Genomic DNA, 15,381 nt, shown 5'->3' on the forward strand with positions numbered 1-15,381 from the left:
CGCTTGGCGCGAGCGAGATGCTTGAGATCCCGCTTGGAGACATTCAGACAAAGACCTACCGTTCCCACATTGCTATGGGTTTTGAACCGACAATCGCTTGTTGAAGCGTCGCCAACGTGCACACCGCCGCCGATTTGCACGCTCGCCCCGTTTCCGATACCGCGCTGGTCTCAAGATCGTGGGCGCCGCGAACGACTTAAGGAATACACTAAGCGGAAAGACTCGCAACGAAATTGATTCACACTTGAGGCATCAAAAAACTTGACCTCGGTTAACGCCGCGCGCGACTTGTGCACAGGCTGTGAAGCAAGTTTTTGGATTCGTGCACAGATTCGAAAATGCGGCGTGTCATGTGACAATTCTCCGCCAACGCCAAAAAATTTTTACAAAAGCGTCACGCGCGCGACGTGCGGGCGAATTTTCCAAATGCTTGTCGCAGCTATGTCGATAAGTGATTAGCGAGACATCGTTTTTTGAGTCTCGTTTCAGAGGGTAACTCCACCTGTGGCAGCGTTCCGGTGAATCTACGGTGTGCAGAACTTTTCCGCGCGCGAATTCATCTTAGCCCCGCGCCGCAGGGGTTTTTTGCAACGCAGTGAAAGTTTCTGCTGTTGCACAAACATCCGCAGGTAGAGCTTGCGGAACGCATCATAATGCGGACGACGCAAATCTTCCACGTGGAGATTGCGAGGCGCGTGACTGCTTGTGTGAATATGACAGGCAACAAAAAAGCCCGGCGCGATGCCGGGCTCTTGTCGTGCTGATCGGATCAACCGATCAGATGATGTCGCAAGTTTGCTTGCGAGCTTGCTTGCAAGTTTACTTGGCGAGCTTGGCGATCTGCGCGGTGAGGCGCGAGACTTTGCGGCTGGCGTTGTTCTTGTGAATGATGTTGCGCTGAGCGGCGCGCATCAGGGCGGGCTCGGCAGTCGCCAGCGCCTTCACGGCGGCGGCACGGTCGCCGGTCGCGATGGCTTCCTCGACAGTGCGCACGGCACCGCGCATCTGGGTGCGGCGTGACTTGTTGACGGCGGTGCGGCGGGCGATCTTGCGCGTCGCTTTCTTGGCGGAAGTGGTATTGGCCATGGTCTCAATATCCTTTGCGGGTACCGGTCGCGTCTTGGTCGGGTAGCGCCGGCTTGCTTGACCGCGGAATCGACGCTCGGATTTAGGGTGTTCGGTTGCTGGCCGTTCCCGGAACATGAGGCCTAAAGAGCCTGCAACTGCTCAAAGAACAGCGGCGGCAGGATTGCGCCCGCCGCCAGTTGGCGCCCTTATAGAGAGGGTCTGCGGCACCGTCAACGCTTTCCGGGCTGGAAAACAGGCCTCAGGCGGGCCAGACAGGGGCCGTAACGCCCTGAAGAGGTTGAATTTCTGCCGTTCCCCGGCTATTGGCTGGCGGCATTTCATCGGCGTTTCCAGGGCTCGTCCGATCGGACGACCGTATAGGGTGAGGCATGATCCGCGGCTTTTTCCGACTGATTGGGCTGTTGCTGCTCGCGGGCGGGTTCATCTTCATGGTCTATGACGGCGCCCGCTGGGTCGCCGACCAGACCCTGCGGTTCACCCGGTTCGGCCAATTCTGGAACGACATCAACCAGGCCAGCCAGACGGCATTCCGGACCTGGGTCGAGGACAAGGCGCCCTGGCTCTGGACCTCGGTGGTCCGCCTCGTGCTGGACCAGCCGGTTTTTGCCGTCCTCGGCATTCTGGGCATCCTGCTGATGATCTTGTTCCGGCCGCGCAAGCCGCTGATCGGCTATACCCGGGACTAGGCACCTCATGGGGCGCGGCGTAACAGGGCTGCCCCTTCGTGCGTAAACACCTATATTCCCACCTGATCGCGAGCACGCCGCCTGAGCATCTGGCTCAAGCGACGGCCAGCTCGTTTCGGAGATCCGATCATGCTGTTCATGCGCAAGACCACCGCATTGCCGAGCGCAGCTGAGGCGCTGCCCGGTCGTGCGCAAGCCATCCCGACCGCGACCACTCATTTCGTCAACGGCAGCAAATTGCAGCCGCCTTATCCCGCCGGCCTCGAGCAGGCGGTGTTCGGCCTCGGCTGCTTCTGGGGCGCCGAGCGCAAGTTCTGGGAGCTCGGTGACGGCATCTACACCACCGCAGTCGGCTATGCCGGCGGCCACACGCCGAACCCGACCTATGAAGAAGTCTGCTCGGGCCGCACCGCCCACACCGAAGTGGTGCTGGTCGTGTTCGATCCGAACAGGATCTCCTACGAGCGCCTGTTGAAGGCGTTCTGGGAGAGCCACAACCCGACGCAGGGCATGCGTCAGGGCAACGACGTCGGCACGCAGTACCGAAGCGCGATCTACACTTACTCGGAAGCGCAGAAGAAAGCGGCCGACGAGTCCAAGGCGCAGTATCAGAAGGCGCTTGCCGCAAAAGGTCTCGGTGCCATCACCACCGAGATCGCGCCGGCCGGCGAATTCTATTTCGCCGAGGACTATCATCAGCAATATCTGGCGAAGAATCCCGCCGGCTATTGCGGCTTAGGGGGCACCGGCGTGTCATGCCCGATCGGCGTCGGTGTGGGCGCGTAGTCCGTCAACTCGTCGTTCCGGGGCGCCTCGAAGAGGCGAACTATGGTGCGCAGTTGCGCACCTGAGAACCTCGAGATTCTAAGGCGCGCAATTGCGCGCCTTAGTTCGATGCTGCGCATCGCCCCGGAATGACAACGCGATAGCGCAGCGCCACAACCCCGGCTCAACGCTTTATTAACCATAACCGGTGCATCACTGGAGCCATCTCGTTTCGAGGGACAGGTCCGGTGCCGGTTGCACGCGCGTTTCGATGGTCGATCTCGGCAGTGGCCCTGGCAGCGTCCGCCGCGCTCGCCCTCGGCGGCTGCATGCAGACCGCCGGCCCCGTCGCGATGGTGCAGCCCCGTCCCGATCTCGATTCGATGGCGTATGGCCAGCCCTACGGCGCGCCGCAGCCGGTCGTCGCCGACGGTGGCGGCGCCATCGGCGCACTGCGCAATTCCTTTGCCTCCGCGCCTGCGCCCATGCCGGTCGGCTACGCCGCGCCGATGGCGGCGCCGGGGCGCTACGATGCCTCCTACCATCTCGATGCCGGCGACAAGCTCCGCGTCGTGGTCTACGGCCAGGAAGGTCTCACCAACAGCTACGCCATCGATGCCGGCGGCTCCATCACCATGCCGCTGATCGGCGCGGTGCCCGCGCGCGGCCGCACCACGGCAGGGCTAGCCGGCGAGATCGCCGCGCGCCTGCGCAACGGCTACATCCGCGAACCCTCGGTCGCCGTCGAGATCGACACCTATCGCCCGTTCTTCATTCTCGGCGAAGTCTCCGCGCCCGGCCAATATCCTTATGTGCCGAACATGACGGTCGAGAGCGCCGTCGCCATCGCCGGCGGCTTCTCGCCGCGCGCCAAGCGCGACGTGGTCACCGTGACGCACAGCGAGAACGGCGGCGCCATGCGCGCCGTGGTGCCGCTCGGCACCCCCTTGGCACCGGGCGACACCGTGTTCGTCGGCGAGCGCTGGTTCTGAAACTCGCCGTCATTCCGGGGCGATGCGCCAGCATCGAACCCGGAATCTCGAGATTCCGGGTCCGCGCCTGTCGGCGCGTCCCGGAATGACGAGGCAGAGAAACGCGCGCTCACCGCCTGAAATCCAGCCGCCCGTTCGGAAAACATCCGTCGATCCGCGTGACATCGACCACGCGCCCGACCCATGGCCGTGTGATCGCCGGATTGGTCAGGTTGATGTACTTGCCGACCAGCCGGCCGGTGTCGTCGCGCGCCGCATCGATCAGCCCGTGCCGGCGGCCATGGTCCCAGTCGAAGCGCAGATAGATGCGCTCGCCCGCAATCCGCACTTCGGCGCGCCCCTCTTTCCACTTCTCCGGCGTATCACCCGCGATGGTCGGATCGGCACCGCCGTTCCAGCGGCTCGCCCAGATGCCTTCGAGGGGATCGGATGATGCGGCAATGGACGCCCATTGCGCCGCGTTGACGTCGGCGGCATCGCCGGTAAGCGTGGCGGAAGCGGCATAGTCCATCACCTCGGAATCACCGGGCGCAGGCACGTCCATGGTTCCGAACGGATTGCGGATGACGAGGTTCGTATCGGCCTGCTGCATGGCGATCTCCCGGCGTGAGTTGGCTTGATCGGCCAGCTCTATCGCCGAGTGTCAGGCTGCAGCCACCCGATTCCTGCTCCCTCCTCTGGTCATTCCGGGGCGCGCGTAGCGCGAGCTATGGTGCGCAATTGCGCACCTGAGAATCCATAACCACGATCGGGAGTATGGATTCCGGGTCTGCATCGCTTCGCGGCGCATCCCGGAATGACAGCGGTTGCTATTTCAAATGCTTCGCGAAGAATTCCATGCTGCGCGGCCAGGCAATATCGGCGCTGGTCTTGTCGTAGCTGGCGCGCTCGTCGCAATGGAAGCCGTGCTGCGCGCCGGGATAGATGAAGACCTCGACGTCCGGGCGCTTGGTCTTGATCGTCTCGACATCGGTCAACGGGATGCCGGCATCCTTCTCGCCGAAATGCAGCTGCGTCGGAACCTTCGGCGTCTCATCGGCGAAGCGCACGACCGCGCCGCCGTAATAGCCGACCGCGGCCTTCAGGCCGGTCAATCGCGTCGCCGCGACGAAGGCGATGCTGCCGCCGAGACAGAAGCCGACGATGCCGACCGGGCCGATGCTCTTCACCGTATCGATCGCCGCTTGCGTGTCGCGCAGCATCGCGGCCCAATCCGGATTGGCGACGAACTTGCGCGCCTCCGCGATCTCATCCGGCGTATAGCCGGATTGGAAGTTCGGCGTGGTGCGGTCGAAGATCGACGGCGCGATCGCGACATAGCCTTCCTTGGCGAGGCGGTCGCAGACCGAGCGGATGTGATGGTTGACGCCAAAAATCTCCTGGATCACCACGATCGCGCCCTTCGGCGTGCCGGCGGGATCGGCGCGATAGGCGCCGAGCTGGAAATTGTCGGAAGCCGTCAGTTTGATGTCCTGTCCCACGCGGGTTGTCCTTCTTGGTTGTCGATCCGAAATTCAGCTCGCTCCCCTCATCCTGAGGAGCGCGCTCTTCGCGCGCGTCTCGAAGGATGAAAGGCCGAGATGCGGCAGCGGGGCCTTCATGGTTCGAGACGCTTGCTGCGCAAGCTCCTCAGGATGAGGGGAGGCAGTTGTGCTCCGCCCTCACTCCCACATCCAGTTCTCGCCGTAGTCCTCTTTCCATCCCGCCAGCCGTCCGTGACGGAATTGCAGGAACAGGCGGTGGCGGTAGGGGATCAGCCCGCTGCCGCCGATGTTGCGAAGCGCGAGATAGATCTCGTTGCCGGGTCGCCCGCGCACATATTGCAACGGCTGCCCCAGGGCGCGCGCGGTCTGTTCGGCATCCATGCCGAAGGCGAGCGGCGTGTTGTTCGACAAGGTGGTGACGAAAGGCCGGCGCGGCGGCACGGTGCCGAACGGCTCGGCCTGCGCAGACATCGACAGCAACACGGCGCTCGCCGCCAACATCGCTCGCTTCATTGCTTACGTCCCTGTTCGGCCTATCCCGGCAAGTTCTTCAGGAAAGGCGCGACCGCGTCAACAAAAGCCTGGGGCTGGTCGATGTTGACGGCGTGTCCGGCGGCGGGGATCACGACCTTTTGTGCGCCTGGGATCTTGGCCGCCATGTAGTCGGACGCGGCGAGGAACGGCGTGTCGTCGGCGCCGACCACGATGAGCGACGGCACCTTGATGTCGGGCAATAGCTCCATCACGCGCGCATCGCGCTGGGTCAGCATGCCGCGCGCGGCCAGAGCGAGTCCCTTGGCGTTGCGATGGTTGGCGGTGGCGCGTTCGCGCGTCGCCTGCTTCAGCACGTCGAGGCCTTCGCGGTCGAGCCGGTCGGCGGTCGCCAGTGCCCGCGCGTTCCAGGCCTCGCGCGCATCGTCCTTCTTGAAGCCGGGACCGGTGTCGATGATCAAGAGCGCGCGAGCACGTTCCGGATAAGCGCGATAGAAGGCGAGCGACATGTAGCCGCCGAGCGAGAGGCCGCCGATGATGGCGCGCTCCGTGCCGACGGCGTCGAGGATCGCCGCCATGTCGCCGACGGTGAGCGCTTCGCTGTAGGCCTTGGGATCGTCAGGATAATCGGACCGGCCGTGGCCGCGCATGTCCCACAAGATCAGCTTGTGATCCCTCGCAAGCGCATCGATCTGCCCATGCCACATCGCCGAGGTCGAGGAGTAGCCGTGGGTGAGCAGCAGCGGCGGCCCATCGCCGTGAACCTCATAGTAGATCCCGACGCCGTCCCGATCGATCACAGGCATGGTTTCCCGCCCCTTCTTGTTTCTCGTTCAGTCTAGCCGGGATGATTTCGATCGCGCGACATGCCCTTGTGCATGAACCCGATGTGTCTCAGGAGCCTTCCCTCCGGCGCTCGAAAAACCCCAGCATTTTCAATGGTCGTTCTACTGTGCATGGGGTTGTTTTCGCTGTTTTGTTGTTCCGCTCCCGGAACCCGAATTCCGTAAAATTGCACGCAATTCCGAAGGGTTCCATTGAGCACGCCTCTTAAGGGCCAGAGAACCTGATCCGGCTTAGGCTGACGCCAAATCCCGACCCGTGCCTTTGGGGAAGCCATGAACGCGCCAGCCAAAACCACCGCCAAACGCCGGCTTCTGCTCGCCTCCGACCGGAGCGACGAGAGCACCGAGCTCGCCAGCATCCTGAAGGCGGTCGGCGAGGTTTCGACGGTGACCACGCAGGACATCCCCGAGCAGCCCTCGCGCGATCTCTCCGGCCTCGTGGTCGACATCAATTTGCGCTCGCCCGAGAGCGTGCAGCGGGTGCGCAACAAGCTGCGCGGCGATGCCTATCGCTCGATGCCGCGATTGTTCGTGCTTGCGGACGCCTTGCATCACGGCACCATGCAGGCCTGGGCGCTCGGCGCCACCGACACGATCTCGCGCCCGCTGCAGCCCGATGCGATCCTGCAGCGCATCCGCGCCGCGTTTCCCGACACGGCCACCTATGACGCGACCGATCGCGGCAAGACCCTCAACCGCGGCGTCGAGGCGGCGCATGCGGTGCTCGCAAAAATGTTCGAGAAGCTGCCGCTCGGCGTGCCGCTGACCTTCGACGACGTCATCGCCGCCGAGAGCAAGATCCTGAAGGCGATCAAGCACTCCTCGCTGCGCGAATGGCTCACCACGGTCGGCTGCCATCACGTCGGCAGCTATCGCCACTGCCTGTTCGTCACCGGCTTTGCGGTCGCCTTCGCGCAGCATCTCGGCATGCGCGAGGACGACCAGCGCCGCCTGACCCGTGCCGCGCTGCTGCACGACGTCGGCAAGGCCTTCGTTCCGTCCGTGCTGCTCGACAAGCCGGGCAAGCTCACCGACGAGGAGATGGCCGAGGTCCGTCAGCATCCGCGCCGCGGCTATGACGCGCTCGCGGCCCAAGGCGGCTTCCCGCCGGAGATGCTGGACGTCGTGCTGCATCACCACGAATTCCTCGACGGCTCGGGCTATCCGAACGGCCTGTCGTCGAATCAGATCAGCGACATCGTGCGCCTGACGACGATCGTCGACATCTACGCCGCCCTGGTGGAGAAACGCGCCTACCGCATGCCCTTCACCCACTCCCGCGCCTTCACCATGATGGAAGGCATGGGCGGCAAGCTCGACCAGCAGCTGCTCCAGGCGTTCCGCCCGGTGGCGCTGGGGTCGTTTTGACGCGGCGTTCTCCGCTGCCGTAGGGTGGGCAAAGCGAAGCGTGCCCACCACTTCCAAGAACGTGGGCACGGCGCTGGCGCGCCTTTGCCCACCCTACGGCAGTTTGCCGTTTGGCGACGCCGCTACCCCACCATCTTCCTCAGCTCCGCCTTCGCCACCTTCTCCAGCGTCGAGCGCGGCATGTCGTCGACCAGCCTGATCTCGCGCGGCAGCTTGAAGTCGGCGAGGCCGTTGCGGCAGGCGGCCATCACCGTGTCGTGCAGGTCGGGCGGAGCACCCGCGACGCCGCCATGCGGGATGATGAAGACGACCGGCACCTCGTCCAGCATCGGGTGTTTCTTCGCCACCACCGCGGCCTCGTGCACGCCGGGGACGAGCGCGATGACCTGCTCGATCTCGGAGGCCGCGACGTTCTCGCCGCCGACCTTCAGCATGTCCTTGGCGCGGTCGCCGAACTTGATGAAGCCGTTTTCCAATCGCTCGACGCGGTCGCCGGTAAGAAAGAAGCCGTGCGCGTCGAAGCTTTCGCGCGTTGCTGTTCGTTCTCTCCTTCGTCATTCCGGGATGGTCCGAAGGACCAGACCCGGAATCTCGAGATTCTCAGGTGCGCAACTGCGCACCATAGTTCGGTGCTGCGCACCGCCCCGGAATGACGAGTCTAGCTTTCGTACGACGAGATCTCGATCAGGCTGCCATCGGGATCCCGGCAATAGACCGAGCGCAGCGTGCCGCGGGCGCCCTGCCTGGGGCCCGGGCCTTCCTCGATCGCGACGCCATGTGCCTTCAAATGCGCCACCACCTCGTCCGGAGCGGAGGAGGTGAGGAAGCACAGATCGTCGCTGCCGGCGGTCTGGTGGTCGGCGGTGAACCACTCGACCTTGTCGGCATCGCGGGGACGGACGTTGATCTTCTGGTTACCGAATTGAAGGGAAGTCCGCGGCGCTTTGCCGCCGCCGGGGTCGAACATCTTGACTTCCATGCCGAGAACCTTGCGGTACCACTCGGCGGTCACCGCGACATCGGCGACGTTGATCACGAGATGATCCAGGGCTTCGACCTTGACCGGCATGCCTTATCCTTTCGTCGTGATGCGCCCCGCGCACTTTCCGCCCGCAGCAAGCTTTGTTACAACCGCGCCGACGCCACTTTCAAGCTATCCGGCTTTCAAGAACAACGGCCCTTCAAGAACAACACTGGGAGAACCCTTGAGATGATCACTCGCCGTACCGCGCTGGGCCTGCTCGCCGCCAGTCCGCTTGCAGCCACCCCGCTGTCGAAGGCGCTTGCCGCCGATTATCCGGCCCGCCCGGTGAAATGGGTGGTCGGCTATCCGCCGGGCGGTGCCACCGACATCCTGGCCCGGTTGATCGGACAGCGGCTGTCGGAAAAGCTCGGCCAGCAATTCGTGATCGAGAACAAGCCGGGCGCCGGCAACAACATCGCCACCGAATCGGTCATCAACGCCGAGCCCGACGGCTACACGCTGCAAATGGTCAATCCGGCCAACTACATCAACGCCTCGCTGTACAGCAACCTCAAGTTCAACTTCGTGCGCGACATCGCGCCGATCGCCTCGTTCCAGCGCGTGCCGAACGTGATGACCGTCAACAAGGACGTGCCGGCCAAGAACGTCGCCGAGTTCATCGAATATGTGAAGGCCAATCCCGGCAAGGTGAACATGGCCTCGTCCGGCAACGGCACCTCGGTGCACCTCTCCGGCGAGATGTTCATGGCGATGACCGGCTGCAAGATGCAGCACGTGCCCTATCGCGGCGCGGCGCCCGCGATCACCGACATGCTCGGCGGCCAGGTGCAGGTGATTTTCGACAACATGCCCTCGATCATCCAGCACATCCGCTCCGGCTCGCTGCGCGCGATCGGCGTCACCACCACGGAACGGTCGCCGCAATTGCCCGACGTGCAGCCGATCGCCGACACCGTCAAGGGCTATGAGGCCAGCGCGCTGTTCGGCATAGGCGCGCCGAAGAACACGCCGAAGGAGATCATCGCCAAGCTCAACAGCGAGATCAACACGCTGATGAAGGAGCCCGACATGACCAAGCGCTTGGTCGAGCTCGGCGGCGAACCGCGGGTGCAGACGCCCGAGGCGTTCGGCGAGGAGATCAAGGCCGAGACCGAGAAGTGGAAGAAGGTGGTCGAGTTCGCCGGCCTGAAGGTCGAGTAGCGGTCTTGTGATGACTGGGAAGGGAGCCCTGCCGTTCGGCAGGGCTTTTTTCTTGCGTGCGTTGTGTCGTTGATCCGGAATAAAACGCTGCGGCGAAACCTGATGATAGATGGCGCGTATCTCGCGCCGTGAGCAAAGGAGTTGGGATCATGCGCAAGACGCAATTGGCATTGCTGACGCTGTGCGCGACGGTCCTTGCCGGCTTCGTCACCATCACGCCGGCGGCGGCACGCGATTATCCCTGGTGCGCCCAGGGCGGTGAATATGATTATCCCGGCGAATGCGCCTACAGCACCTATGAGCAGTGCCAGGCCAGCGTCTCCGGCCGCTTGCTGTATTGCGACCGCAATCCCCGATTTGCCTACGGCCAGCAGCAGGTGCCGCCGCCTCGCCCGCCCCGGCGCACGCGGCCCGTCGCGCCGTACTGATCGCGTTTCGCACGAGCGCTGGCCAATCACGCAGTCGTGCGGACCCGCGCGGGCAGGTTCCGGCTTGACGCATTTTCGTGCGCGCTTATACTAAACCACATGGTTAAGTATAAGGACGAGGCACTGGACCGGACCTTTGCTGCGCTGTCCGACCCGACGCGGCGGGCATTGCTCGCGCGCCTCGGCGAGCGGGAGGCCTTGTCGGTGAGCGAGCTGGCTGCGCCGTTTCCGGTCTCGCTTCCGGCGATCATGAAGCATCTCGACGTGCTCACGGATGCAGGCCTGATCGTGCGCGAGAAGACCGGACGCACGGTCTCCTGCCGGCTCACCGCGCAGCCGATGGAGCAGGCGATGAACTGGCTCAATCGCTATGCCCAGTTCTGGTCCGACAAGTTCGATCGTCTTGCCGCCTTCGTGGAGGAAGAGACATGGCCAACACAGCCGTCAACGCCGCCGAACGACCAGCGGAACGTCCAAGCCTCACGCTCACGCGCCGGCTTCGCGCGCGGCCGGAAAAAGTCTTCGCCGCCTGGACGCAAGCCGAGCAGCTAGCGCAGTGGTTCGGGCCGCCGAACATGAAGCCGGCGACCCTGCAAGCCGAGCTCGACGTCCGCACCGGCGGCAGCTACCGCATCAGCTTCGTCCGCGACGACGGTGAATATTTCGAGGCCGGCGGCATCTATCGCGAGGTCGTGCCGAACGAGCTTCTGGTCTTCACCTGGGCCTGGCACTCGACGCCGGAGCGCGAATCGCTGGTCACGATCTCGTTCAAGCCGGACAGTACAGGCACCCTGATGGTGTTCCATCACGCCCAGTTCGCCGACGAAACCGCACGCGACAACCATCAGCGCGGCTGGACCTCGTTCTTCGACAAGCTCGATGCCTTCGTTGCCTGAACTCCAAAGGAGAATGCCATGCAGCAACATCAGATCGTCTCGCGCGAGCAGTGGATTGCGGCGCGCAAGACCCTTCTGGCCCATGAGAAAGAGTTGACGCAGGCCCGCGAACGGCTTGCCGACGAGCGCCGCCAGCTTCCCTGGGTGAAGGTGGACAAGACCTACGTCTTCGCGGGGCCGAACGGCAAGGTCACGCTCTCCGATCTCTTCAAGGGGCGTCCGCAGCTCGTCGTCCAGCACGTGATGTTCGCGCCCGACTGGGATGCGGCCTGCAAGAGCTGCTCGTTCTGGGCCGACGGGTTCGAGCGCATGGTGCCGCATCTGGCCGCGCGCGACACGTCCATGGCCGCGGTCTCGCTGGCACCTGTCGCAAAGCTCGAGGCCTTCAAGAACCGGATGGGCTGGACCTTCGACTGGGTCTCCTCAGGCGACAACGATTTCAACCGCGATTACGGCGTGACGTTCTCGCCGGACGAGATCGCGACCGGCAAGCCGATGTACAATTTTGGCACTACGCCGATCTATGGCCCCGAGCTGCCCGGCATCAGCGTGTTCTACCGCAACGAGGCCGGCGAGATATTCCACACCTATTCCTGCTTCGCCCGCGGCCTCGACATGATGAACGCCGCCTATCAATATCTCGATCTCACCCCGCTCGGCCGTCACGAGGAAGGTCTGCCCTATCCGATGGACTGGGTTCGCCTCCGCGACCAGTACGAGCCCCAGGCAGCGAAGGCGGCGTGCTGCCACGGGTGAGGGGAGCGGTCCGTTCCTCGATGTCGTCCTGGCGAAAGCCAGGACCCATAGCGCGGAATCTATCGATGGCGCTCGGTAGTCGTACCGAACGACCAATCTTTCGCCCAACTACTTCTTGGGGTAATGGGTCCTGGCTTTCGCCAGGACGACATCCGAGGCAAGGCGCGGACAGGCCTCACCGCTTCGCGTCGGCCTGCTCCGTCGCGTTGCACGAGATCAGCATCGTATAAGGCCGGGCGTTGCCGGCGATGTCGGTGGTCTTGAGTTCGCCCTTCGGCTCGGCGGTCTGATAGGGCACCACGGAGTTGTCGAGGAAGTCGCGCAACGCGCCGGTCTTGATGGCGAAGTTGATGTTTTCGGGGATGTTGCCGGTCGCGACCGCGATCCGCAGATTGTCGAGCTTTCCCGTGACCACGCCCACGATCTGCCCGGTGGTGTCGAACAGCGGGCCTCCGCTGTTGCCGGGCTGCACGGGCGCACTGATCTGAAGGAAACGCGAATCGTTGCGCATGCCACTGAGCGAGCTCACGATGCCGGTGGTCACGGTGAAGTCCGAGCTCAGTAGCCCGTGGTAGGGAAAGCCGATCGCGACGACGGAATCGCCGGAGCGGATCGAGCGGTCGCGGATCCGGGCAAACTCCTTGAACGTCACTGTCGACGGCGCCTGCAAAAGGGCGAGATCGTTGTTTGCATCGCTCGATACGACGCGCAACACCATTGCGGCTTCGCCCGTGAGATTGCCCTTGAGGTCGCTGCAGCCGTCGATCACATGGTTGTTCGTGACGATGTGTCCATTGGCGCTGACCACGAAGCCGGTGCCGCTCTTTGACTTGGCGGACTTGCCGGCCGACGGCGACGCCGGCTTGTCCGCCGTGGCCGCCGGCTTCGCGGTACCCTTGGTGAAATCCCCAGCCTTGCCGAGCCCGTCTGCCTTCACCCGCGTGACGCAGTTCGCCAGTGCCGCGATCATGGGCGCCGTCGACGTCAACACGAATTGGAGCGGCTTGCTGCCGTTGGTCGTCACCACCATCAGGCTTGCCTTCTGGAAGGTGCGAGCGACGTTGAGGGGCAGGATGGTCGTCACCATGTTGGGGGCGCCGGCGGTCGCAAACAACCTGGCCTGCTCCTGGCCGTCGAAGATGAAGTCGACGGGTGCGGTATCGCCCTTGTTGAAGCGAAAGCCAGGACTGGCGAGGCTCAGCAGCCAGGAGCCGGCCGCATTCTGCGCGACGACGAGACTCACCCCGTTGGCGTAAGGCGCAGTGGCCGCACAATGCGAGAACGCTCCCGTCTCGTCATTGCTGAAGGCGCCGCCGATCCAGTTGCCGACATTGATGGAGCCGAACGGTCCCGCCGCGTTCGCCGCGACGACACTCACCTGCAACACTGACGCAACGATTAACGACTTAAGCCACATGCCAGCCCCCGGAACGCTTTTGCGCGCATCTTATCTGCGGGGATGGGTGCTGCGCAACCGGCAGTTGTTCGCACGGATCGAATCCCGCCGGGGCGACTTTCGGCTTGCCATTACTTTGCGATCCTATATACTTTGCAATACAAAGTAACGGGCCGATAACCCCGGAAACGTGGGCGGAGCGAGGTTTTGGCGTTGCCGATGCGCGATCTCGACAAGGCACTGGCTGACATCGTGGCGATCCGCAGCCAGATCGCGGCGGGCACGGCGTTCCGCGGCTATGGCCCGGCCACGATGGCGGCAACCGGCGCCGTCGCGCTGCTCACCACGATCCTGCAATTCTGGCTGCTTGGTGATCCAAGCAGCGAGCCGGTCGGCTTCTTCCTCGGCTGGCTCATCGCCGCCCTGCTGTCCGGCCTGATGATCGGTATCGAGATGCGCGCGCGTTCGCGCCGTCATCATTCCGGCCTTGCCGATGCCATGATCCACCAGGCGGTCGAGCAGTTTCTGCCTGCCGGCGTTGCCGGTGTGCTGCTCGCGGTCGTGATGTGGAAGTTCGCGAGCGAGACGCTGTGGTTGCTGCCGGGCCTGTGGCAGATCCTGGTGTCGCTCGGCATCTTCGCTTCGGTCCGCTCGCTGCCGCGCACCGTCGCACTCGCCGGGGCCTGGTATTTCGTTTCCGGCTTCGCGGTCGTGGTGCTCGCGAGCCGAACCCATACCCTGTCGCCATGGACCATGGGGTTGCCTTTCGTGATCGGGCAGTCGGTGATGGCGGGCATTCTGTATTTCGCGTCCGGAGACAACGATGTCGAAGACTGACAGCGCGCCTTTTTCCTATGAAGGGCTCGACCGCGTCATCCACGAGAAGGCGAGGCTCGGGCTTCTGACCTCGCTGATGGCGCATCCGAAGGGTCTGGCGTTCGCCGACCTCAAGCAGCTCTGCGGGCTGACCGACGGCAATCTCAGCCGGCATCTTGCGGTGCTCCAGGAGGCCGGCCTCGTCGAGGTGACCAAGGGCTATGAGGGCAATCGTCCGCACACCACCTGCCGCCTGACCAAGGCCGGCCGCCGCCGCTTCCTCGATTATCTCGCCGTGCTCGAGCGCCTGGTGCGCGACGCGGCAAAAGCCGCCGGCCGCGATGCGCCGCCGCTCGGCCGCCTCGGTATCATCTCGACCTGATCCTCCCCTTTTTTGACCGGAGACTTTGCAATGCAAAGTGACATCACGTCCCGTAACGAGAAGCTTCATGTCGGCATCATCATGGATGGCAACGGCAGATGGGCCACGCGACGCGGCCTGTCGCGCGTGCGCGGCCACGAGGCCGGCGTCGAGACCATCCGCCGCATCGTCGAGGCGGCACCCAAGCAGGGCATCGGCACGCTGACGCTCTATGCCTTCTCCGCCGACAATTGGCGGCGGCCGAAGGCCGAGGTCGCCGCGCTGATGACCTTGCTGCGCTTCTATCTCGCCAACGAGGTGCAGAGCCTCGCCAGGAACGGCGTGCGCCTCACCGTGATCGGCCGCCGCGACCGGCTGCCTGACGGCATTGCCACTGCGATCGCGCGCGCCGAAGAGGCGACCGCCCGCGGCAGCACACTGCATCTGCGTATCGCCGTCGACTACTCCGCGCGCGATGCCATCCTCAACGCGGCCGCCAAGGCGGCGGCGCTGACCAGCCTCACCCGCGAAGCGTTCTCGCAGCTCGTCACCGGCGAGGCCGGCCTTCGCGACGTCGATCTCATCATCCGCACCTCGGGCGAGAAGCGGCTGTCGGACTTCCTGCTCTGGGAAGGCGCCTATGCCGAGCTGCACTTCACCGAGCGGATGTGGCCCGAATTCGACGCGGGCGATCTCACGGAGGCGCTCGCCGCCTTCCACAACCGCGAGCGCCGGTTCGGCGGTCTGCAGGCGATCCTCCCCGAAGAGGTGCCCTCGCTCTCTCGTGTGTGACCCGCGTTGATTTGCCGCGTGGCTCGGATC

The 15,381-nt window shown here is 64.1% G+C and carries 18 protein-coding genes and 2 pseudogenes; 12 read left to right on the plus strand and 8 right to left on the minus strand.

Annotation, left to right across the window (positions count from 1 at the left end; all coding sequences use genetic code 11):
* Nucleotides 1–819: 819 nt before the first annotated feature.
* Nucleotides 820–1,086, minus strand: a complete 267-nt coding sequence (rpsT, locus tag JQ592_RS14260; RefSeq protein WP_080133734.1) for a 30S ribosomal protein S20 — start codon at nt 1,084–1,086, stop codon at nt 820–822.
* A gap of 371 nt (nt 1,087–1,457) precedes the next feature.
* Here rpsT and JQ592_RS14265 point away from each other — a divergent pair, with 371 nt between their 5' ends.
* The 3 genes from JQ592_RS14265 to JQ592_RS14275 all read left to right on the plus strand — a co-directional run bounded on the left by JQ592_RS14265 (nt 1,458) and on the right by JQ592_RS14275 (nt 3,532).
* The gene (locus JQ592_RS14265; protein ID WP_211403470.1) at nt 1,458–1,775 is read left to right on the plus strand and encodes a hypothetical protein; all 318 of its coding nucleotides are present in this window, start codon (nt 1,458–1,460) and stop codon (nt 1,773–1,775) included.
* A 129-nt stretch (nt 1,776–1,904) separates the two neighbouring features.
* Complete coding sequence (gene msrA / locus JQ592_RS14270) at nt 1,905–2,561, plus strand: peptide-methionine (S)-S-oxide reductase MsrA (protein WP_211403471.1); 657 nt, start codon at nt 1,905–1,907, stop codon at nt 2,559–2,561.
* Nucleotides 2,562–2,788: 227 nt separating this feature from the next.
* Nucleotides 2,789–3,532: a polysaccharide biosynthesis/export family protein gene (locus tag JQ592_RS14275; RefSeq protein WP_211403472.1), complete on the plus strand. Its 744-nt coding sequence runs from the start codon at nt 2,789–2,791 to the stop codon at nt 3,530–3,532.
* 109 nt (nt 3,533–3,641) lie between these two features.
* Here the strand turns inward: JQ592_RS14275 and JQ592_RS14280 are convergent, their stop codons facing one another.
* From JQ592_RS14280 to JQ592_RS14295, 4 genes are all read right to left on the minus strand, one after another.
* Nucleotides 3,642–4,124 carry a hypothetical protein gene (locus tag JQ592_RS14280; RefSeq protein WP_211403473.1) on the minus strand — a complete coding sequence of 161 codons (483 nt, stop codon included), beginning with the start codon at nt 4,122–4,124 and terminating at the stop codon, nt 3,642–3,644.
* A 217-nt stretch (nt 4,125–4,341) separates the two neighbouring features.
* Entirely contained in the window at nt 4,342–5,013 is a 672-nt protein-coding gene (locus tag JQ592_RS14285) for a dienelactone hydrolase family protein (RefSeq protein ID WP_211403474.1), read from the minus strand.
* A 180-nt stretch (nt 5,014–5,193) separates the two neighbouring features.
* Nucleotides 5,194–5,529 (minus strand): hypothetical protein, encoded by a 336-nt coding sequence (locus tag JQ592_RS14290; RefSeq protein WP_211403475.1) that lies wholly within the window; start codon nt 5,527–5,529, stop codon nt 5,194–5,196.
* A 20-nt stretch (nt 5,530–5,549) separates the two neighbouring features.
* Complete coding sequence (locus tag JQ592_RS14295; protein ID WP_211403476.1) at nt 5,550–6,314, minus strand: alpha/beta fold hydrolase; 765 nt, start codon at nt 6,312–6,314, stop codon at nt 5,550–5,552.
* A gap of 312 nt (nt 6,315–6,626) precedes the next feature.
* On the opposite strand from JQ592_RS14295, the gene JQ592_RS14300 reads away from it, so the two are divergent.
* Nucleotides 6,627–7,721, plus strand: a complete 1,095-nt coding sequence (locus JQ592_RS14300; protein WP_211403477.1) for an HD-GYP domain-containing protein — start codon at nt 6,627–6,629, stop codon at nt 7,719–7,721.
* 122 nt (nt 7,722–7,843) lie between these two features.
* Here JQ592_RS14300 and JQ592_RS14305 read toward each other — a convergent pair.
* A pseudogene (locus JQ592_RS14305) lies at nt 7,844–8,257 on the minus strand (AMP-binding enzyme); the annotation flags it as partial.
* A gap of 122 nt (nt 8,258–8,379) precedes the next feature.
* Nucleotides 8,380–8,790: a VOC family protein gene (locus JQ592_RS14310; protein ID WP_211403478.1), complete on the minus strand. Its 411-nt coding sequence runs from the start codon at nt 8,788–8,790 to the stop codon at nt 8,380–8,382.
* A 141-nt stretch (nt 8,791–8,931) separates the two neighbouring features.
* On the opposite strand from JQ592_RS14310, the gene JQ592_RS14315 reads away from it, so the two are divergent.
* The 5 genes and pseudogenes from JQ592_RS14315 to JQ592_RS14335 all read left to right on the plus strand — a co-directional run bounded on the left by JQ592_RS14315 (nt 8,932) and on the right by JQ592_RS14335 (nt 11,986).
* Nucleotides 8,932–9,906 carry a Bug family tripartite tricarboxylate transporter substrate binding protein gene (locus JQ592_RS14315; protein ID WP_211403479.1) on the plus strand — a complete coding sequence of 325 codons (975 nt, stop codon included), beginning with the start codon at nt 8,932–8,934 and terminating at the stop codon, nt 9,904–9,906.
* 149 nt (nt 9,907–10,055) lie between these two features.
* Nucleotides 10,056–10,334, plus strand: a complete 279-nt coding sequence (locus JQ592_RS14320) for a DUF3551 domain-containing protein (RefSeq protein WP_211403480.1) — start codon at nt 10,056–10,058, stop codon at nt 10,332–10,334.
* 99 nt (nt 10,335–10,433) lie between these two features.
* Entirely contained in the window at nt 10,434–10,886 is a 453-nt protein-coding gene (locus tag JQ592_RS14325; protein ID WP_211403481.1) for an ArsR/SmtB family transcription factor, read from the plus strand.
* Nucleotides 10,887–10,897: 11 nt separating this feature from the next.
* A pseudogene (locus tag JQ592_RS14330) lies at nt 10,898–11,230 on the plus strand (SRPBCC family protein); the annotation flags it as partial.
* Nucleotides 11,231–11,248: 18 nt separating this feature from the next.
* Nucleotides 11,249–11,986 (plus strand): DUF899 domain-containing protein, encoded by a 738-nt coding sequence (locus JQ592_RS14335; protein WP_211403483.1) that lies wholly within the window; start codon nt 11,249–11,251, stop codon nt 11,984–11,986.
* A gap of 175 nt (nt 11,987–12,161) precedes the next feature.
* Here the strand turns inward: JQ592_RS14335 and JQ592_RS14340 are convergent, their stop codons facing one another.
* Nucleotides 12,162–13,403: a S1C family serine protease gene (locus JQ592_RS14340; protein ID WP_211403484.1), complete on the minus strand. Its 1,242-nt coding sequence runs from the start codon at nt 13,401–13,403 to the stop codon at nt 12,162–12,164.
* Between the two features lie 198 nt (nt 13,404–13,601).
* Here JQ592_RS14340 and JQ592_RS14345 point away from each other — a divergent pair, with 198 nt between their 5' ends.
* Genes JQ592_RS14345 through JQ592_RS14355 form a run of 3 tightly spaced genes read left to right on the plus strand, consistent with a single transcriptional unit; the run spans nt 13,602 to nt 15,351 of the window.
* A complete protein-coding gene (locus tag JQ592_RS14345) occupies nt 13,602–14,219 on the plus strand; it encodes a hypothetical protein (RefSeq protein WP_211403485.1) in 618 nt (205 codons plus the stop codon).
* Nucleotides 14,206–14,580: a winged helix-turn-helix domain-containing protein gene (locus JQ592_RS14350; protein ID WP_063985952.1), complete on the plus strand. Its 375-nt coding sequence runs from the start codon at nt 14,206–14,208 to the stop codon at nt 14,578–14,580. The genes JQ592_RS14345 and JQ592_RS14350 overlap by 14 nt, the downstream gene beginning before the upstream one ends.
* Before the next feature lie 30 nt (nt 14,581–14,610).
* The gene (locus JQ592_RS14355) at nt 14,611–15,351 is read left to right on the plus strand and encodes a di-trans,poly-cis-decaprenylcistransferase (protein WP_211403486.1); all 741 of its coding nucleotides are present in this window, start codon (nt 14,611–14,613) and stop codon (nt 15,349–15,351) included.
* Nucleotides 15,352–15,381: the final 30 nt, after the last annotated feature.

The sequence above is a fragment of the Bradyrhizobium iriomotense genome, assembly GCF_018129405.1.
Taxonomy (GTDB): Bacteria; Pseudomonadota; Alphaproteobacteria; order Rhizobiales; family Xanthobacteraceae; genus Bradyrhizobium; species Bradyrhizobium iriomotense_B.

Bases quoted from the DNA above. Each gene is read 5' to 3' on its own strand.
- rpsT (WP_080133734.1), bottom strand. From the start codon at position 1,086: ATGGCCAATACCACTTCCGCCAAGAAAGCGACGCGCAAGATCGCCCGC.
- JQ592_RS14265 (WP_211403470.1), top strand. From the start codon at position 1,458: ATGATCCGCGGCTTTTTCCGACTGATTGGGCTGTTGCTGCTCGCGGGC.
- msrA (WP_211403471.1), top strand. From the start codon at position 1,905: ATGCTGTTCATGCGCAAGACCACCGCATTGCCGAGCGCAGCTGAGGCG.
- JQ592_RS14280 (WP_211403473.1), bottom strand. From the start codon at position 4,124: ATGCAGCAGGCCGATACGAACCTCGTCATCCGCAATCCGTTCGGAACC.
- JQ592_RS14290 (WP_211403475.1), bottom strand. From the start codon at position 5,529: ATGAAGCGAGCGATGTTGGCGGCGAGCGCCGTGTTGCTGTCGATGTCT.
- JQ592_RS14295 (WP_211403476.1), bottom strand. From the start codon at position 6,314: ATGCCTGTGATCGATCGGGACGGCGTCGGGATCTACTATGAGGTTCAC.
- JQ592_RS14300 (WP_211403477.1), top strand. From the start codon at position 6,627: ATGAACGCGCCAGCCAAAACCACCGCCAAACGCCGGCTTCTGCTCGCC.
- JQ592_RS14310 (WP_211403478.1), bottom strand. From the start codon at position 8,790: ATGCCGGTCAAGGTCGAAGCCCTGGATCATCTCGTGATCAACGTCGCC.
- JQ592_RS14315 (WP_211403479.1), top strand. From the start codon at position 8,932: ATGATCACTCGCCGTACCGCGCTGGGCCTGCTCGCCGCCAGTCCGCTT.
- JQ592_RS14320 (WP_211403480.1), top strand. From the start codon at position 10,056: ATGCGCAAGACGCAATTGGCATTGCTGACGCTGTGCGCGACGGTCCTT.
- JQ592_RS14325 (WP_211403481.1), top strand. From the start codon at position 10,434: ATGGTTAAGTATAAGGACGAGGCACTGGACCGGACCTTTGCTGCGCTG.
- JQ592_RS14335 (WP_211403483.1), top strand. From the start codon at position 11,249: ATGCAGCAACATCAGATCGTCTCGCGCGAGCAGTGGATTGCGGCGCGC.
- JQ592_RS14340 (WP_211403484.1), bottom strand. From the start codon at position 13,403: ATGTGGCTTAAGTCGTTAATCGTTGCGTCAGTGTTGCAGGTGAGTGTC.
- JQ592_RS14345 (WP_211403485.1), top strand. From the start codon at position 13,602: ATGCGCGATCTCGACAAGGCACTGGCTGACATCGTGGCGATCCGCAGC.
- JQ592_RS14350 (WP_063985952.1), top strand. From the start codon at position 14,206: ATGTCGAAGACTGACAGCGCGCCTTTTTCCTATGAAGGGCTCGACCGC.
- JQ592_RS14355 (WP_211403486.1), top strand. From the start codon at position 14,611: ATGCAAAGTGACATCACGTCCCGTAACGAGAAGCTTCATGTCGGCATC.